The sequence below is a fragment of the Paragemmobacter kunshanensis genome, from assembly GCF_011059185.1.
In the GTDB taxonomy this organism is placed as follows: domain Bacteria; phylum Pseudomonadota; class Alphaproteobacteria; order Rhodobacterales; family Rhodobacteraceae; genus Paragemmobacter; species Paragemmobacter kunshanensis.
On the sequence record NZ_JAALFE010000001.1, the window covers coordinates 195,334 to 212,366 of the forward strand.

Annotated in this window: 17 protein-coding genes; 4 read left to right on the plus strand and 13 right to left on the minus strand. The window is 66.1% G+C overall.

Annotated elements, in window-relative coordinates:
• Positions 1–25: 25 nt before the first annotated feature.
• Genes G5V65_RS01085 through G5V65_RS01095 form a run of 3 tightly spaced genes read right to left on the minus strand, consistent with a single transcriptional unit; the run spans position 26 to position 2,220 of the window.
• Positions 26–676, minus strand: coding sequence for an RluA family pseudouridine synthase (locus G5V65_RS01085; RefSeq protein WP_165046816.1), 651 nt, complete (start codon positions 674–676; stop codon positions 26–28).
• Between the two features lie 5 nt (positions 677–681).
• The gene (locus G5V65_RS01090) at positions 682–1,578 is read right to left on the minus strand and encodes a homocysteine S-methyltransferase family protein (protein WP_165046572.1); all 897 of its coding nucleotides are present in this window, start codon (positions 1,576–1,578) and stop codon (positions 682–684) included.
• Between the two features lie 3 nt (positions 1,579–1,581).
• Positions 1,582–2,220, minus strand: coding sequence for a LysE family translocator (locus tag G5V65_RS01095; protein WP_241250398.1), 639 nt, complete (start codon positions 2,218–2,220; stop codon positions 1,582–1,584).
• Between the two features lie 161 nt (positions 2,221–2,381).
• Between G5V65_RS01095 and G5V65_RS01100 the strand changes: the two genes are divergently transcribed.
• The gene (locus tag G5V65_RS01100) at positions 2,382–2,807 is read left to right on the plus strand and encodes a VOC family protein (RefSeq protein ID WP_165046573.1); all 426 of its coding nucleotides are present in this window, start codon (positions 2,382–2,384) and stop codon (positions 2,805–2,807) included.
• Between the two features lie 3 nt (positions 2,808–2,810).
• Here the strand turns inward: G5V65_RS01100 and G5V65_RS22235 are convergent, their stop codons facing one another.
• The 6 genes from G5V65_RS22235 to hspQ form a co-directional block, all read right to left on the minus strand.
• Positions 2,811–3,608 carry a GFA family protein gene (locus G5V65_RS22235; protein WP_241250399.1) on the minus strand — a complete coding sequence of 266 codons (798 nt, stop codon included), beginning with the start codon at positions 3,606–3,608 and terminating at the stop codon, positions 2,811–2,813.
• Entirely contained in the window at positions 3,608–4,066 is a 459-nt protein-coding gene (locus G5V65_RS01115) for a GAF domain-containing protein (protein ID WP_206526611.1), read from the minus strand. The genes G5V65_RS22235 and G5V65_RS01115 overlap by 1 nt, the downstream gene beginning before the upstream one ends.
• A gap of 1 nt (position 4,067) precedes the next feature.
• Complete coding sequence (locus G5V65_RS01120) at positions 4,068–5,645, minus strand: gamma-glutamyltransferase family protein (protein WP_165046574.1); 1,578 nt, start codon at positions 5,643–5,645, stop codon at positions 4,068–4,070.
• Positions 5,646–6,311: 666 nt separating this feature from the next.
• Positions 6,312–6,812 carry an ATP-binding protein gene (locus G5V65_RS01125; protein ID WP_165046575.1) on the minus strand — a complete coding sequence of 167 codons (501 nt, stop codon included), beginning with the start codon at positions 6,810–6,812 and terminating at the stop codon, positions 6,312–6,314.
• Positions 6,775–7,110: an STAS domain-containing protein gene (locus tag G5V65_RS01130; protein ID WP_165046576.1), complete on the minus strand. Its 336-nt coding sequence runs from the start codon at positions 7,108–7,110 to the stop codon at positions 6,775–6,777. Before G5V65_RS01130 ends, G5V65_RS01125 begins: the two co-directional genes overlap by 38 nt.
• 65 nt (positions 7,111–7,175) lie before the next feature.
• A complete protein-coding gene (gene hspQ, locus G5V65_RS01135; RefSeq protein ID WP_165046577.1) occupies positions 7,176–7,502 on the minus strand; it encodes a heat shock protein HspQ in 327 nt (108 codons plus the stop codon).
• 84 nt (positions 7,503–7,586) lie between these two features.
• Between hspQ and G5V65_RS01140 the strand changes: the two genes are divergently transcribed.
• Together G5V65_RS01140 and G5V65_RS01145 are read left to right on the plus strand one after the other, a co-directional pair.
• Positions 7,587–8,468 carry an AEC family transporter gene (locus G5V65_RS01140; RefSeq protein WP_165046578.1) on the plus strand — a complete coding sequence of 294 codons (882 nt, stop codon included), beginning with the start codon at positions 7,587–7,589 and terminating at the stop codon, positions 8,466–8,468.
• A gap of 76 nt (positions 8,469–8,544) precedes the next feature.
• Positions 8,545–9,129: a transglycosylase SLT domain-containing protein gene (locus G5V65_RS01145; RefSeq protein ID WP_165046579.1), complete on the plus strand. Its 585-nt coding sequence runs from the start codon at positions 8,545–8,547 to the stop codon at positions 9,127–9,129.
• A 17-nt stretch (positions 9,130–9,146) separates the two neighbouring features.
• Here the strand turns inward: G5V65_RS01145 and G5V65_RS01150 are convergent, their stop codons facing one another.
• Positions 9,147–9,749, minus strand: a complete 603-nt coding sequence (locus G5V65_RS01150) for a LolA family protein (protein ID WP_165046580.1) — start codon at positions 9,747–9,749, stop codon at positions 9,147–9,149.
• 374 nt (positions 9,750–10,123) lie between these two features.
• On the opposite strand from G5V65_RS01150, the gene G5V65_RS01155 reads away from it, so the two are divergent.
• On the plus strand, positions 10,124–11,425 hold the full coding sequence (locus tag G5V65_RS01155) for a D-amino acid dehydrogenase (RefSeq protein ID WP_165046581.1): 1,302 nt from the start codon (positions 10,124–10,126) through the stop codon (positions 11,423–11,425).
• Between the two features lie 180 nt (positions 11,426–11,605).
• Here the strand turns inward: G5V65_RS01155 and G5V65_RS01160 are convergent, their stop codons facing one another.
• The 3 genes from G5V65_RS01160 to G5V65_RS01170 all read right to left on the minus strand — a co-directional run bounded on the left by G5V65_RS01160 (position 11,606) and on the right by G5V65_RS01170 (position 17,009).
• The gene (locus tag G5V65_RS01160; RefSeq protein ID WP_165046582.1) at positions 11,606–12,643 is read right to left on the minus strand and encodes a lysine-2,3-aminomutase-like protein; all 1,038 of its coding nucleotides are present in this window, start codon (positions 12,641–12,643) and stop codon (positions 11,606–11,608) included.
• Positions 12,644–12,744: 101 nt separating this feature from the next.
• Positions 12,745–15,819, minus strand: a complete 3,075-nt coding sequence (locus tag G5V65_RS01165) for a DNA translocase FtsK (RefSeq protein WP_165046583.1) — start codon at positions 15,817–15,819, stop codon at positions 12,745–12,747.
• A gap of 11 nt (positions 15,820–15,830) precedes the next feature.
• Positions 15,831–17,009 carry an aminotransferase class I/II-fold pyridoxal phosphate-dependent enzyme gene (locus tag G5V65_RS01170; RefSeq protein WP_165046584.1) on the minus strand — a complete coding sequence of 393 codons (1,179 nt, stop codon included), beginning with the start codon at positions 17,007–17,009 and terminating at the stop codon, positions 15,831–15,833.
• Positions 17,010–17,033: the final 24 nt, after the last annotated feature.

Here is a 17,033-nt window from a genome sequence, read left to right on the forward strand (position 1 = left end):
CAGCTGGGCAGCTGCATGACGAATGTCAGAAGGGACAGGTCGCCGCGAACTCTACCCAGCCGCCCCCGGTCGGATGATGCAGGCCCAGACGCTCTGCATGCAGCATCAGTCGGGGGAACTCCCGCTCCGGCCCCTGCGCATAGATCGGATCGCCAAGGATCGGATGGCCAAGGCTCAGCATATGCACGCGCAACTGATGGCTTCGCCCGGTCTGCGGAAACATCCTGACCCGTGTCTCCCCATCCCCCCGCGCGATGACCTCCCAATCCGTCACGGCGGGCCGTCCGTGATCGTGATCCACCTTCTGGCGCGGGCGATAGTCCCAATCTGCGCAAAGCGGCAGGTCAACCCGGCCACGATCCCCGGCCATCACCCCCGCCACCCGGGCGACATAGCTTTTCTTCGCCCGCCGCTTTTCGAATTCCTGCCCCAGATACCCCTGCGCCTGCTTGTCCCGCGCGAAGATCATCACCCCCGACGTGTCGCAGTCCAGCCGATGCACCAGAAGCGCGCCGGGGCGAAACACCTCCAGCCGCGCGATCAGGCAATCCGCGCGCCCCTCCAGCTTGCCGGGCACGGACAAAAGCCCCGAAGGCTTGTCCACCACGATGATCCGGTCATCCTCGAACAGGATCACAGGATCGCCCGGCGGGGGATCATAGTCGAAATCGGCCAGCAGGCTCACACCACCCGATGCCCCGCCTCGCTGAGCGCGCGGGACAGCGCCGCGATATGGGCAGGCCCGACCTCGCAGCAGCCGCCCACGATCGTCGCCCCCATCGCAACCCAGGACATGGCAAATTCGACATAGCGCGCGGGGGAAAGGTCATGCCGCGCGCAATAGGCCGGCGCGCTGCCATCCTCCGGCAAGGGCAGATGCGAGATTTCCGAGAACCCGTTCGCATAGGCCCCGAAGGGAAGCCCAAGTTCCCTTAGCGCGCCAAGGGCCGCGGCCATCGCCTCGGGCATGGAACAATTGGCCAGAACCGCCGCCGCAGGCGCGGCCTTCAGCACATCGGCCAATCCGGCAACGGGTTCCCCCGACCGCAGCCTTGTCCCATCCCGGTCATCCACCGAAACCGAAAGCCAGACAGGCCGCCCCGCCGCCTGCGCCCCGATCAGCGCCCCCTTGGCAAGGTCGAGCGAGGACATCGTCTCGCACAGGATCACGTCCACATGCGCCGCCATGATCCGCGCCTTTTCGGCGTAAAGCGCGGTCGATACCTCGACCGGGGGCGTCAGGTCGGGCCGATAGCTTTCCCCCAGGGGGCCCATCGACCCGGCGATGATCCCCCGCCCGGCCCGCGCGCGGGCCTCATGCGCCTCCATCAGCGCGCGCAGATGCAGCGCGTGAAACTGGGCATCCATCCCCACACGGTCCAGCCGGTCATGCAGGATGTTGTAGGTGTTGGTGGTGGCCACCGATGCGCCCGCCGCGAAGTAATCGTCATGGATCGCCGCCACCAGCCCGGGATGGTCGATCATCACGCGCGTGGCCCACAGGGGCGTCGGCTCATCCCCCGACCGCGCCACCAGTTCCTGCCCCATGCCCCCGTCCAGAAGCGTGATCTCGGCCATCTGTCACCCCCAAGCCATCCGCAGCGCCAGCAGGAACAGCAGCCCCGCCGCAACCTTGTTCATCATTCCCATCCGCGCCGCCAGCCTTTGCCCGGCCAACCCCGCCAATGCGCCATATCCCGCGGTGATCACTGTTCCCGTCAGGGTGAACAGCGCCCCCAGAACCACGATCTGCAGCCAGACCGGCCCCCGCGCGGCATCGGTGAATTGCGGCAGGAAGGCAAGCACGAAAAGCGCCACCTTGGGGTTCAGCGCATTGGTCACAAATCCCCGCCACAGGGCGAGGCGTGCCCGGATCTCGCCCGCGCCCGCCGCCTGCGCCCGCCCGGCGGCCCGCCAACTGCCCCAGGCCAGCCACAACAGATAGCCCGCCCCGGCCAGTTTCAGCACGATCAGCGCGGCAGGATGCGCCGCAATCAACGCGCTTACCCCCACGGCCGCCAGGCCCACATGGAACAACCCGCCAAAGCCCACGCCCAGCCCCGCCACCGCGCCCACGCGCGGCCCGCCCGCGATGCCGCAGGCCGTGGCAAAGATCACATCCGCCCCCGGCGTCAGGTTCAGCACGATCCCCGCCGCCAGAAAGGCCAGGAGGTCCGCCATCGGGATCAGGGTCAGCACATCCGCCATGGCCGCCACCATCCCCGCCTCCATGCCAAAGCGCAAGCCCGGCCGCAGCCCCGGGGGGGCGCAACGCGCCCCCCCGGCCCCCCCCCACGCGAGATACCCGCCGGATGGCAAGGGTGCCTGCGGGATTGACACAGGCCAAAAGGTCAGCAATTCTTACCAAAATGGAGCGCCGCATGGACTATGAAACCCTCCCCGCCCCTGACTTCGGCCACAGCCTGCGCGCGGTCACGGTCAATCTGCTGGTCCGGGATGTCGCGGCCGAGATTGCCTTCCTGACCGCGGTCTTCGGCCTGACGGCCCATCGCGCAAGCCGGGATTTCGCGATCCTGCTGCATGCGGGCCAGCCGATCCAGCTGCATGCCGATCACACCTATGCCGCACATCCGTTGCTGTCGCTGCTTCCCGAAACTCCGCCCCGGGGTGCCGGGATCGAGCTTCGCCTGCACGAAGCCGATCCCGATCAGGCCGTCGCCGCCGCCGCCGCCTTTCCGCAGGCCACCATCCTGCAACCCGCAACCGACAAGCCCGCGCATGGCCTGCGCGAGGCGGTCATCCTCTGCCCCGATGGCTATGCCTGGGTGCCCAGTCGCCGTATCTGACGGTCAGTACCAAGCGGGATATTGCGGCAGTCCATCCTCGATCTCGTAATGGCTGCCCTTCTCGGCCACGAAGATATGCCCGGCCAGCCGCCCGCCCGTCGGCCCGTCCACCGCCCCCGCCTCGACCGAGAAACCCCCATCCGCCGCCCGGAACCACAGGCTTGACCCGCAGCCGGAGCAGAACCCCCGCACGCCGCCCCCCGCCGTGCGATATTCCGCCAGCCCGTCGCGCGACAGCCATTCCACCGCCCCCTCCTCCACATCGAAAGAGGCCGAGTAATGCCCCGAAAGGCTGCGGCACTGGTGGCAATGGCAGGCCGTGATCTCGCCCGCCGGCCCGGGAAGGGTGAACCGGCAGGCCCCGCACAGACAGGAGGCCGTCAACCGTTCCGGTGCAGGCCCCGCTTCCGGCGGCGGGCCTTCGGGGGAATAGTAATCCCCCGCATCTGCCGTATAGATATGCTCGGCCACCCTGATCGCCACCGGCCCCTCCAGCGCGCCGGGCGAAAAGCTGATCGCGTGTTCCGCGGGCGTGCCCCAGTCGAAGACGGCATCCGCCTCGGGCAGCCAGAACAGCGTGGCCCCGCATTCCCCGCAGAACCCCCGCTGCGCGACCGGGGATGACCGGTACCACCGCAGCCCCCGCCCCTCGGTCACCCGCCAATGCGCCACGGGAACCGAGGCCGCCGCCCAGAAATGCCCCGTCACCTTGCGGCATTGCGTGCAATGGCAGGCCAGCGCGTCGCGGATGGGTCCCTCCACCTCGAACCGCACCGCCCCGCAATGGCAGGCCCCGCGCATCAGGCCGCGTCCCGAAAGAGTTCGGCCAGCAGGGGCACCAGCCAATCCTCATCGGCCTGCGTAAAGGCTGCAGGCGTATCGCTGTCCAGATCCAGCACGCCCAGCAGGACGCCCTTTCCGTTCCAGACCGGCAGAACGAGTTCCGACTTCGTCGACGACGAACAGGCGATGTGATCCGCGAAAGCCTCTACATCCGGCACGTTCTGCACCCGGCCTGTCCGCGCCGCCGCACCGCAGACCCCGCGTGCAAACGGAATGACCAGACAGCCATGCCCGCCCTGATAGGGCCCGATCTTCAGAAGCTCTGGCCCCGCCACGCGATAGAACCCCGTCCAGTCGCAGAACGGATGATGATTGTGGATCTCGCAGACCACCGTCGCCATCAGCGCGACCGTGTCCGTCTCGCCCGCGCAGAGTGCCCGCAGCGACGCCGTGATCCCGTCGTAATCCACCGTCATCTCAATACCCCAATGCGATGCCATCCTTGCGGGGATCCGATGCCCCCACAAGAACCCCATCCTCGCCGATCAGGATCGCCTGACAGCCGCCGATCGGATCGTTCGGGATCGACACCTGATGCCCCATCTCCGCCAGCTTCGACCGCACGGCGTCGGAATAGCCCCGCTCCACCAGCATCCCCTCGGCACCCGAAAAACAGCGCGGCGCATCATTCGCCGCCTGCAATTCCATCCCGTAATCGACAAGGTTCGTCACCAGCCGCGCATGGCCGCAGGGCTGATAGGCCCCGCCCATCACGCCGAAGGGCATGGTCACCCGCCCCCCCTGCCGCAGCATCCCCGGAATGATCGTATGCATCGGCCGCTTGCCCGGCGCTGCCTCGTTCGGGTGGCCCTCCTCCAGCGAAAAACCCGCGCCCCGGTTCTGGAAGTTGATCCCGAATTTCTCTGAAGCCAGCCCCGACCCGAACCCCCAGAAGATCGAATAGATCAGGCTGACCGCCATCCGGTCCTTGTCCACCACGGTGATATAGACCGTGTCCTTGTGGACCGCCTCGGTCAGGGGTGCCGCCGCCGCCATGGCGCGCCCGGGGTCGATCATCGCGGCAAGCCGCGCTGCCGTCCCGGGCGCGAGCATATGGTCCAGCCGCCGCACATGATCCGGATCCGCAAGGAAGCGGTTGCGCGCGTCATAGGCCAGCTTCGCCGCCTCTGCCTCGACATGCGCGCGCTCTGCGCCGAACGGGTCCATCGCCGCCAGATCGAAATGCTTCAGGATGTTCAGCATCAGGATCGCCGTCGCCCCCTGCCCGTTCGGCGGATGCTCCAGCAGATCCGTTCCCTTGTACTCCCCCGCGACCGGCGTGGTGTAATCGCAGGCCACGCCCGCGAAATCCGCCATCCCATGCGTCCCGCCCAGCGCCCGCAACGAGGCGACCATGTCCTCGGCCACCTCGCCTTCATAGAACCCGGCCCGCCCTTCCCGTGCGATCCGGCGCAGCACCTCGGCCTGCCCCGGCGCGCGGAAGATCTCGCCCACCTGCGGCACCCGGCCATTCACCAGATAGTGCCGCCGCGCCGCGCCCTGCAGCGTGGCCGCATCGCCCGCCCAGTCAAAGGCCACGCGCGGGGCCACTGGCACGCCTTCCTCGGCATAGCGGATGGCCGGGGCCAGAACCGCATCAAGGCCAAGCTTCCCCCAATCCGCCGACAGGCGGCAGAAGGCATCCACCGCGCCGGGCAGCGTGACCGCCTCTACCCCGTGCAACGGCACCGCCGTCAGGCCCCGCTCCCGCATCGCCGCCGCCGAATAGCCCGCAGGCGCGCGCCCCGATCCGTTCAACGCGATCACCTCCTCGCGCCCCGCCGGTTTCAGAAGGACAAAGCAATCCCCCCCGATGCCCGTCATCTGCGGCTCGCAGATGCCCAGAAGCACCGCCCCTGCAATCGCCGCATCCACGGCATTGCCGCCCCGCTCCATCACCTCGACCGCCACCTTCGCGGCCAGGGGATGGGACGTGGCGCAGATGCCATTCGTCGCGTAAACGGCCGATCGGCCCGGCATATGGAAATCGCGCATCCTGATCCTCCTGCTGCGCGCCGAAGCTAGGCCGCGGGCCGCGGGATGCCAAGTGGCTGGGCAAGAATGGTGGCAGGATTGACCAAGGGGCGCCGCTACCGCGACCTGAAGCCGCGCCTGGGGACGGGCCTGGAACGTGTCTGAACGGCAGCCTTGCCTTGCATGGGCCGAACGCCACTTCGCCGCAGGACGGGCATTGCGCCGGACGCACCGCCGAAAGGCCCGCCGCGCGACGCGAAGCTTGCCCCTTCACCCTTCGGTCCTTGGCGCAGGCGCCATCAATGGCGCCCCCCAATCACTGCCAAGGGCATGGCCAAGACCGAAGACACCGCCTGAACCCCAACCACCGCCTGAACCCCAACCTCAACCCCAACCTCAGCCACAGCCACAGCCACAGCCACAGCCACAGCCAAAGCCAAAGCCAAAGCCAAAGCCAAAGCCAAAGCCAAAGCCAAAGCCAAAGCCAAAGCCAAAGCCAAAGATCATGCCGCAGATCGCCGATGTCGCGTCAAGCGCCCCGCGCAGACAGGGCGGCGTTCCCTGGGCGCAGGGCGCGCGGCGGGAACAACCCCGATGCCGCGACAGGGTGGGGCACAATAACGCGCGGCATCGGGGTGCAGCTTCAATTCAGCTACATCCATCTCAACGGCAGCTTTCCGGGCAAGTTTAGCCCCCGCAGGCCCCGGCCTGCAGGCCGCCTTCTGCGCCCGCCTGCCGCGGCGGCGCATCTTGCCCGGCCGTGTCGGCCCGCATCTGCAGCGTCATCACGTTGAACCCGGCCCTGCGCCGTGTCGCCACCGCCTCGGTCAGCGCCATGATCAGCGGCCAGCCAAAGCCGCCCTCGGCGGCTTCCTCGGGCATTTCGGCACGAAAGCAGCCCTCGGGCACCTGCCGTTCGGCATGGTCCACGATCCGCCAGTCCCGCCCGTCGCGGCGCGGCCCCGGCATCAGCCCGATCCAGCCCGGCGCCCCGGCATAGCCATGCTCCACCACATTGTTCAGCACCTCGCCCAGAACCAGCAGCGTGCAATCCCTCTCGTCCGGCGTCAGGCCCGCCAGCGCCACGCCCTGTTCCAGCCGGATCAGCAGATCGCGCACCGCGGCGGGATCGGCGGCAATCACATGGCGCTCATGCCTCCGCGCGCAGCGCATCATCCAGCCCGCCATGAATGGTGAACATCCGGTCCATCCGCGTCAGCCGAAAGACCCGCTCCACCGCCGAAGTCAGCCCCGCCAGTTCCAGCGCCTGCCCCGCGCGCAGGAACCGCTGCACCGCAACCACCGCGCCAAGCCCGCTGGAATCCAGAAACCCGACCGCCGAAAGATCCAGCACGACCCGCGCCCCCGCGCCCTCGATAGTGGATTTCATGCGGTCCTTGAACATCACCGCCGCCATTGCATCCAGCCGCGCCTCTGCCGGCCGGACAACCGTCACCGCCCCATGGCGACTGATCGAAAGCTCCATCCTGATCCCCCATGTGATGAGGCACCCAGAATGACCGCAAAGAATGAAGACAGCGTAACCGCCGCTCAGTTCATCTGGAACTGCAGGGGATATCGGCCATTCTCGAAATCGCCGAACAGGTCGGGCAGGTCGGGATGGCCCACCGGCTCGCCGGTTTCGTCGGGCAGAAGGTTCTGCTCCGAGACATAGGCGACATAGTAGCTCTGGTCGTTCTCGGCCAGCAGGTGATAGAAGGGCTGCTCCTTCGAAGGCCGCGCCTCCTCGGGGATTGCGTCATACCATTCGTCGGTATTGGAAAAGCGCGGATCGACATCGAAGATCACGCCGCGGAAGGGATGCTTCCGATGCCGGACCACTTGGCCGATGTGATATTTCGCCTGTGCCAGAAACATGTCATTGCATCCCTTGAATTCGTTTACTAATCCCTGACGCCGTCCTTTGTCCATCCGGCAGGTGGACCTGCAAGGAAACAGTCTGTGAACCTCATCCTGACAGTGCTGGAAATCGTGGCCCCGGTCGGGCTGCTCGGACTGGCGGGCTTCGTCTGGGTGCGCGCCGGTTTCGAATACCGGATGGAGTTCATCACCCGCCTCTGCATGACGCTCTCGGTGCCGGCCCTCGTCTTCACCTCGCTGATGCAGACAGAGATCGACCCCGCCGCGCTTTCGGCCCTCTCGCTCGCGGCCGCGCTGGCCTATGGCGCACTGACGCTGGCCTTCTGGGGCATGACCAGGGCGCTCGGGATGGACAGGCGCACCTATCTCAGCCCGCTGATCTTCGGCAATACCGGCAATGTGGGCCTGCCGCTGGCGCTCTTTGCCTTTGGCGAGATCGGGCTCGGCTATGCCATCGTCGTCTTCGCCGTGATGATCCTGTGGAGCTTCACCTTCGGCCTCTGGGTCGTGGCGGGGGGCGGCTCGCCCGCGCGCCTGCTGAAGGAGCCGATCATGGGCGCCACCCTTCTGGGCGCGCTCTTCCTGTGGAATGGCTGGCAGACGCCGCTCTGGCTGACCCATTCGCTGGAACTGCTGGGCCAGATCGCCATTCCGCTGATGCTGCTTACCCTGGGCGTCGCGGTGGCCCGGCTCAATGCCCGCCATCTTGGCCGCGCGCTCTGGCTCTCGCTCCTGCGGGCGGCGGTCTGCCTTGGCGCGGCGCTGGGCGCGGGGCTGCTGATCGGCCTGCCGCCGGTCGCGCTGGCCGTGCTGATCCTTCAGGTCACCACGCCCGTCGCCGTCACCTCCTACATGATGGCCGAAAAATACGGCGCCGATGCCGATGCCGTGGCGGGCCTTGTCATCGCCTCCACCCTGCTCTCGGTGATCACTCTTCCGCTCACTCTCGCATTCCTGATCTGACAGCGCGCGATCCGGGATTTCCCCCGCCGCGTTTTTCCCCTATCCTCGCGGCAAAACAATACCGTGCGAGGGGCAAATGAGCAGATTTCTCCGCGCGTCGATCCTCTTCCTTTTGCTCGCCTCCTGCGGGGGCGGCAATTATTCGGCGCCACGTAACCTGGATAACGCCTGTGCCCTTCTGGCCGAGCGTCCGCAGTATTTCCGCGCCATGAAGGATGCCGAACGGCGCTGGGGCATTCCCATCCATGTCCAGATGGCGACCTTCCACCAGGAATCCAAGTTCATTGGCAATGCCCGCACCCCCCACCGCTATGCCCTTGGGGTGATCCCGATGGGGCGGCAATCCTCGGCCTATGGCTATAGCCAGGCCCTCGATGGCACATGGGAGGAATACGAACAGGAAGTCGGTCGCTGGGGCGCCCGTCGCGACCGGATCGACGATGCCGCCGATTTCATGGGCTGGTACATGGATGCCTCCACACAGCGCCTCGGCATCTCCAAATGGGATGCGCAGGCCCAGTATCTGGCCTATCACGAAGGCCGCACCGGCTATGCCAACCAGTCCTATCTCGGCAAGCCCTGGCTGATGGATGTCTCGGGCCGCGTCGCCGAACGGGCCGAGATGTATCGCGCGCAACTGGCCGGCTGCGGCCGCCTCTGATCAGGGCTGCGGCGGGCTCAGCCGCCGCGCTTCTGCGTCTCGATGGTGATGTTGAACAGCGACGCAGGCAGATCGCGGCCCATCTCCATCCGCCCCAGTTCCACCACCGTCTGGTTACCCAGATCATCGGTGATGATCCAGGCGGCAAGGGTCACCGGATCGCGCGTGAAGACCAGTTCGATCGTGCCGTATTCAGGGTTCTCGGGATCCTGCGCCACGACGCGCGTGGTATCCTGCGCCTCGTAATGGCCCACCACCATCTTCGCGCGGCCCAGATCGACATTCCGCGCCAGGATCAGGTTCAACGGCGTCCGCTTCAGCGGGTATTGCTCGGGCGGCTGGTTCGACTTGGCATCGAAGATCGCCACCTGCCCGCCGCCCGCCATCACAAGGCTCCGGTCCGGCGGGGCATATTCGAACCGAACCCGCCCAGGCCGCTTGATGAACAGCCGACCCCGCGATTGCGACCCGTCCGCATTGGTCTGGGTGAACTCCGCCTCGGCGGTGGTCAGCCCGTTCAGATAGGCGGAAAGCTCCGCCAGAGGCAGGATCTCGGCCCGCGCAGGCAGGCCGAAGACAAGGGCGGCAAGCGGGGCCACAAGGGCGGTGCGTCTATCCATGCGCCACATATACGCCCTCGCCGCGCACCTTGCATCCCCACCCGCCGCGATGTTGCAAGCTTGTGCCGATCCTTTGATCGCGCGTGACGCACCTCACCCATCCGGGGGACTCCATCCCGAAATGCAGGCGAAGCCACGGCCCCTGCACAATCCTTGGGCGATTTGCGAAGGAAGATTTCTTCGAAATTTACCGGATGGCCAAAAGGATACATCACCTCTGCCGACATCAATCAAATCTTCCATCTCGTTTTTCGCTTCTTACCGAATTTTCTTCGAAGAACGGCCCACCGCCACAGGATCATCGCAAGCACCTTGCCCGGCGAATCCGGCATCTTCCGCCAAACCCATGCAACCCTCTGGCAAGGCAGGCAAAGATGAAGATCGTGGTTCTCGGCGCAGGCGTGATCGGTGTCACCTCGGCCTGGTATCTTGCCAAGGCCGGGCATGAGGTGACGGTGATCGACCGTCAGGCAGGGCCTTCCCTTGAAACCTCCTTCGCCAATGCGGGCGAAATCTCGCCCGGCTATTCTTCCCCCTGGGCGGCACCGGGCATCCCGCAAAAGGCGATCAAGTGGATGTTCATGAAGCATGCGCCGCTGATCATCCAGCCGCGCCCGGACCTCGCGAAACTCGGCTGGATGGCGAAGATGCTGTCGAACTGCACCACCGCCGCCTACCAGACGAACAAGCGCCGCATGGTCCGCCTTGCCGAATACTCCCGCGACTGCCTGATGGAACTGCGCGCGGAAACCGGCATCGCCTATGACGAACGCACCCAAGGCACGCTGCAACTCTTCCGCACCCAGAAACAGGTGGACGGTGCCGCGAAGGATATCGAGGTCCTCCGCGCCGACGGCGTCCCGTTCGAGGTGCTGGACCGCGACGCCTGCATCGCCGCCGAACCGGGGCTGGCCTCGGCACGCGACAAGATCGCAGGCGGCCTCCGCCTGCCGGGCGACGAAACCGGCGATTGCTTCAAATTCACCAACGCGCTGGCCGCGATGGCCGAACAGCTTGGCGTGACCTTCCGCTATGGCGTGGGGATCGAGGCGCTGGAAAGCGAAGGCAACCGCATCGCCGCCGTCCGCACCTCCGAAGGCCGCGTCACGGCGGATGCCTTCGTCGTGGCGCTCGGCAGCTATTCGCCCTTCCTCGTCTCGCCCTTCGGGATGAAACTCCCCGTTTACCCGGTGAAGGGCTATTCGATCACCGTTCCGATCACCGAGGAAAGCCGCGCCCCCGTCTCCACCGTCATGGACGAAACCCACAAGATCGCCATCACCCGCCTTGGCGACCGCATCCGCGTCGGCGGCATGGCCGAAATCGCGGGCTTCGACCTGTCGCTGAACCCCAAACGCCGCGCCACGCTGGAACATTCGGTCGAAGACCTTTTCGGCGGCGCTGGCGACCAATCCCGCGCCACCTTCTGGACCGGCCTCCGCCCGATGACGCCGGATGGCACGCCGGTCGTCGGCCGCTCCACCATGCCGAATCTCTTCCTGAACACGGGCCACGGCACGCTGGGCTGGACCATGGCCGCAGGATCGGGCCGCGTGCTGGCCGACATCGTCTCGGGCCGGAAGACGGAAATCGAAAGCGCCGATCTCGGCTATGCCCGCTACCTGAAGAACCGCGCCTCGCGCGCGCAAGGCTTCGGCGCGGCGCAACCCGCCTGATCACCCCCACCGCCCGAGGCCCCGGATCAAGTCCGGGGCGGGGTCCCTTCAAACTGGCCTTATCCGGGAAAGACCTGGCCTCAAGACCGGAGGAAAGGCTTAACCAACACCTCCGGCAGCGTGCGCTGCGTGCATACGCCCTGCTGCACTGCACGTCTGCACCAGCTGTGGCACGCCGTTTCAGCGCGCCGGATCGCGGTATTCATGCACCCCGCCCCGCCAATCGGTGATCCGCCACAGCCCGCCTCCCAACGGCTCTGCATGGTCACGCACCAGCGGCACCTTCCCGAAACCGCCCGGAATATCAAGCACATAGGTCGGGATCAGCGTCCCGCTCACCCGCCCCCGCAACCCCGCCATCAGCGCCTGCCCCTCGGCAATCGTGGTGCGGAAATGCCCCGTCCCCTTCGCCAGATCGCAATGATGCAGGTAATAGGGTTTCACCCGCAACCGCATGATCTTGCGGAACAATTCCTCCAGCGCCGCCACGCTATCATTGATACCGCGCAGCAGAACCGATTGGGAAAGCAGGGGAATTCCCGCATCCGCCAGCCGCGCCAAGGCCGCCTCCGCCGCCACCCCGATCTCTTGCGCATGGTTCGTATGGACCACCACCCAGACCCGCGCCCCCCGCAACGCCGCCACCATCTCCGCCGTCACCTTTTCGGGCGCAACCACCGGAATCCGCGTGTGAATCCGCACCACATCGACATGCGCTATCAATGATAGCCTTTCCATCAACCCCTTGATCCGCCGCGCAGAAAGCACCAACGGATCGCCCCCCGTCAGGATCACCTCGCGGATCGCCGGGTTAACTGCCACGTAATCCAGCGCGGCCATAAGGTCAGGCGCGGGCAGCGTGCCTTCCTCGCCCACCGCCTCGCGCCGGAAACAGAAACGGCAATAAACCTCGCAGGTTTTCGTCACATGCAGGATGACACGGTCCGGATAGCGATGCGTCAGCCCCTTCACCGGGGAATGGAAGTCATCCCCGATGGGGTCGCCCAGTTCCTCATCCCGGATGGTCAGTTCCGCCACCGACGGCACGAATTGCCGCGCCACCGCATCATCCGGCGTGGCAACCGCGCCCCGCATCGCGCCCGTCATGCGGATGCGGAACGCTTCTTCCACAGGCCGCAGCGCATCGGCGGCATCCCCGGGGACGAGTCCCGTCGCCACCATCTCTGCCACGCCATTGATCGCCCGCTGCTCGGTCATGCCTGCCCCATCCATCCGGGCGCGGCACCTAGCAAGGGGGGCGGAAAAGGACAAGGCCGCCCCGAAGGACGGCCTCGCTTAACGCTTCTTTAACCTTTGGGTCAGGCCTCCGGCACAAGGATCTCGCGCTTGCCCACATGGTTCGCGCGGGTCACGACGCCCTCTTCCTCCATCTGCTCCACCAGACGCGCGGCCTTGTTATAGCCGATGCCAAGCTTCCGCTGGATATAGCTGGTCGAACATTTGCGATCCTTGGCCACGATGGCAACTGCCTGATCGTAAAGGGAATCGTCGCTGTCCGTATTGCCGCCCAGACCAAGGACAAGGTCAATGTCATCGGCCTTGTCATCCTCCGGCCCCTCGACGACGCCCGACATATAGGACGGCGGACCAAAGCTCTTCAGGTGGTTGACGATTTCCTCCACCTCTTCATCGCTGACGAAAGGCCCGTGGATCCGGGTGATCCGCGCGCCCCCAGCCATATAGAGCATGTCACCCATGCCCAAGAGCTGCTCCGCCCCCTGTTCGCCAAGGATGGTGCGGCTGTCGATCTTGCTGGTCACCTGGAAGGAAATCCGCGTCGGGAAGTTCGCCTTGATCGTACCGGTGATGACATCCACCGAAGGCCGCTGCGTCGCCATGATCAGATGGATCCCCGAGGCCCGCGCCATCTGCGCCAACCTCTGGATGCAGGCCTCGATCTCCTTGCCCGCGACCATCATCAGGTCAGCCATTTCGTCAACGATCACAACGATATAGGGCAGCGCGACGGGGGCGAATTCCTCCGTCTCGAAGACGGGTTCCCCGGTATCCTCGTCAAACCCCGTCTGGATCGTGCGCTTGAACAACTCACCCTTGGCCAGCGCCTCGCGCACGCGGCCGTTATAGCCTTCGATGTTCCGCACGCCCATCTTGGACATCTTGCGGTACCGCTCCTCCATCTCGCCCACGACCCATTTCAGGGCGACGACGGCCTTCTTCGGGTCCGTCACAACAGGCGAAAGCAGATGCGGAATCCCGTCATAGACCGACAGTTCCAGCATCTTCGGGTCGATCATGATCAACCGGCATTCCTCGGGCGTCAGCTTGTAGAGGAGGCTCAGGATCATCGTGTTGATGGCAACCGACTTGCCCGAACCCGTCGTCCCCGCGATCAGCAGGTGGGGCATCTTGGCAAGGTTGGCGACTATGGGCTCGCCCCCGATATCCTTGCCCAGGGCCAGCGGCAGCCGCATGTTGCTGTCGCCAAAGTCCCGTGCCGAAAGGATTTCCCGCAGCACGACCTTTTCGCGATGCGCGTTCGGCAGTTCGATCCCGATCACCGTCCTCCCCGGCACGGTGGACACGCGGGCCGACAGCGCCGACATGCTGCGCGCGATGTCATCCGCCAGCCCGATCACGCGCGACGCCTTCAGCCCCGGCGCGGGTTCCAGCTCATACATGGTGACGACGGGGCCGGGGCGGACCGAAACGATCTCGCCCTTCACCCCGTAATCATCCAGCACGCTTTCCAGCATCCGCGCATTCTCTTCCAGTGCCTCATCCGAAAGCGTATGCCGCTGCACCGTCGAGGGGGCGGCCAGCAGGGACAGGGGCGGAAGCTCGTATTCCTGCTGGATCTCTTCAAACCGCAGGCGCGGCTGCGCCTCGGCCATGGCCTGACGCGACGGCAGGGCCGGCTTTTTCACCCCATGCTGCACGACAGGGCGGCGATCCGCCACGACAGGCGCGCGCAGGGCCGGGGCGGGTTCGTAATCATCCGCCTCATCCTGCTCGCCATCCCAGCTGTCATCATAGTCAGGGCGGAACATGTTCTCGGCCGCGTCCCAGTCCTGTTCCTGTTCCATTGCAGGAACAAGGGCTTGCGGCATCTCTATCCCGCGCTGCGCCACCCCGATCACCGGGGCCACCGGGGCCGGGGCAGGCACCATCCCGGCATGCAGCGGCGGTTCGGCGGGCAGGACACCCGCCCGCATCTGGGGTTCGGGCTTGAAGATCAGCGGTTGCGGCCCACGGCGCAGGGCAGGCTCGCGCCGTTGCACGGCGGCCTGAACCGCCGATACGGGACCACCCGGATTGCGGATCCGCGACTTGATCACATCCGAAATCCGGGCGCGGATACGGTCTTCATCGGGCTGCATGTCATCGGCATAGGCCGGTTGCACCGGCTCAACCAGTTCCGGCTCGGGGTCGGCCAGGCGGCGCATCAATCCCGGCATGCGGGCAAGCAGGCCCAGCTTTTCCTTCGGCGGCGCGTAATGCGGTGCCTCGGCCAGCGGGGCCGCATAACGCGGTTCGGCGCGCAACTGCGCCGGACGTCCCCAGTCGCCCGACCCCTGCGCCGGAGACGCCGGCGGTTCGGAAATCGGGCGCCGCACCATGCCACCCTGCAGCGGTGGCGCGGCTTCGGTCAGCACCGGGCCATGACGGCGCGCTTCGGCATGGCCCGCCCGGGCTGCCATGGCGGCCTTGCGGCGATCCTGCAGGGCCTGCGCGGCCCGTGCCGTTCCCTGCGCCCCGCGCCCGGCCAGCGACGCCGACAGCGCCATGGCCTGCGAATAGGCAATGACAGAGCCAACCATCAGGAACCGTCCCACGGACCGCAGTTCCCGCAGATCGAAGCCCGTCACGAAAAGCAGGACGGCACACATGCCAAGGCCCAGCAGCAGCGACAGGATCTTCAGGCTGATCCCGGCACCACCCGGCACGATCCCGATCATGGCCCCGAGAACCGTATCGCCGAACAGGCCGCCCAGACCAAAGGAATGCGGCCAGTCGGCGGCGGGGACCAGCGTCGCGGCATAGACGGAACACAGCGCCACCGCGATCACGGCAAAGACGATGCGGCCCAGTGCCCGTTCCGATCCGCGATGCAGCAGGAACCGCCCCCCCCAAGCCCCGATGATCACCGGCAGCGCCCAGACCCCGCGCCCGCCGATGATGACCAGCGTCGAAGACAGGGCCGCGCCGAACCGGCCCAGAATGTTGCGCGCGGGTTCGTCCGTTGCCACCATCCAGCCGGGATCGTCCGGCGAATAGGACCAGAGCATCAGCATGAAGCAGAAGGCGATGCCGATCAGGACCAGCCCCAGCAATTCGCGCCCGCGACGTTCCAGCATCGCCTGCATGTTCTGATCCAGAAGGGGATCGCGCTGCCGCGCCTGATAGGATGCCATGCCCTCGTTCCTCACCCATATATGCAGTCGCGAAGCCTGATCAGGCCACGCTGCATTTCGTCCCTTGGGGCCACCATGGCGACCCGGATATATCCCTTGCCGGGGTTCTGGCCCCCGACTTCGCGCGACAGATAGGCGCCTGGCAGGACGCGAACCCCTGCCTGCACCCACAGTTTCAGCGCCGCCTCTTCGCCATCCTCGACCGGAAGCCAGAGGAAGAACCCGCCTTCCGGGTTCTGAAATCCCTGCACGCCGGCAAATACCTCATCCGCGATGCGGAACTTTTCCTGATAGAGCGCCAAGTTCGCCACCACATGCGCCTCATCCGCCCAGGCCATCTCGCTGACGCGCTGAACCGGCAAGGGCAGAGGGGCGCCAGCAAAGGCGCGCAACTGCCGGATGCGCGCGATGCTTTTCGGCCCACCGGCCACAAAGCCGGACCGCAGTCCCGGCAGGTTCGACCGCTTTGAAAGCGAATGGAAGACACAGATCCGTTCCGGATCCGCCCCGATCTCGGCCGCAACTTCAAGTGCGCCGGGGGGCGGCGCATCGCGCCAGATCTCGGAATAGCATTCATCTGAAAACACACGGAAATCATGCTGCTCTGCCAGTTGCAGCAAGCCCGCCAGATAATCACGCGACGCAATCGCCCCCTGCGGATTCGCGGGCGAACAGAGATAGGCGATGGCCACGCGATCCAGCACGTCGCCGGGAAGCGCGGCATAATCGGGAAGGAACCCGGTCGCCGCCGTAGCCGGCACATAGACAGGCTCTGCCCCCATGGCCAGCGCCGCCACGGCATAGACCTGATAGAACGGGTTCGGCATCAGGACGACAGGCTTCTTCCCGCCCTTGACCTCGGGGCACAGCGCGACGGCGGCATTGAACAACCCCTCGCGCGTGCCATTCAGGATCATCAGGCGATCTTCGCCCAGCGTCACGCCATAACGCCGCTGCAGCCAGCCCGAGATTGCCGCCAGAAGTTCGGGCGTGCCGTCATTGGGCGGGTAGAGCGCGAATTCCCCGATGCTTTCCGCCATGATCCGCGCCACGAAATCGGGCATCGGATGGCGCGGTTCCCCGATCGTCATGGCAATCGGCTCGGCCCCCGGCTTGTGGGGGTCGAGCAGCTTCCGCAAGCGCGGAAACGCGTATTCTGGCAGGCTCGAGAACCGCTCAGGAAACTGCATTCATGCCTCAATCCCGGGGTCGTG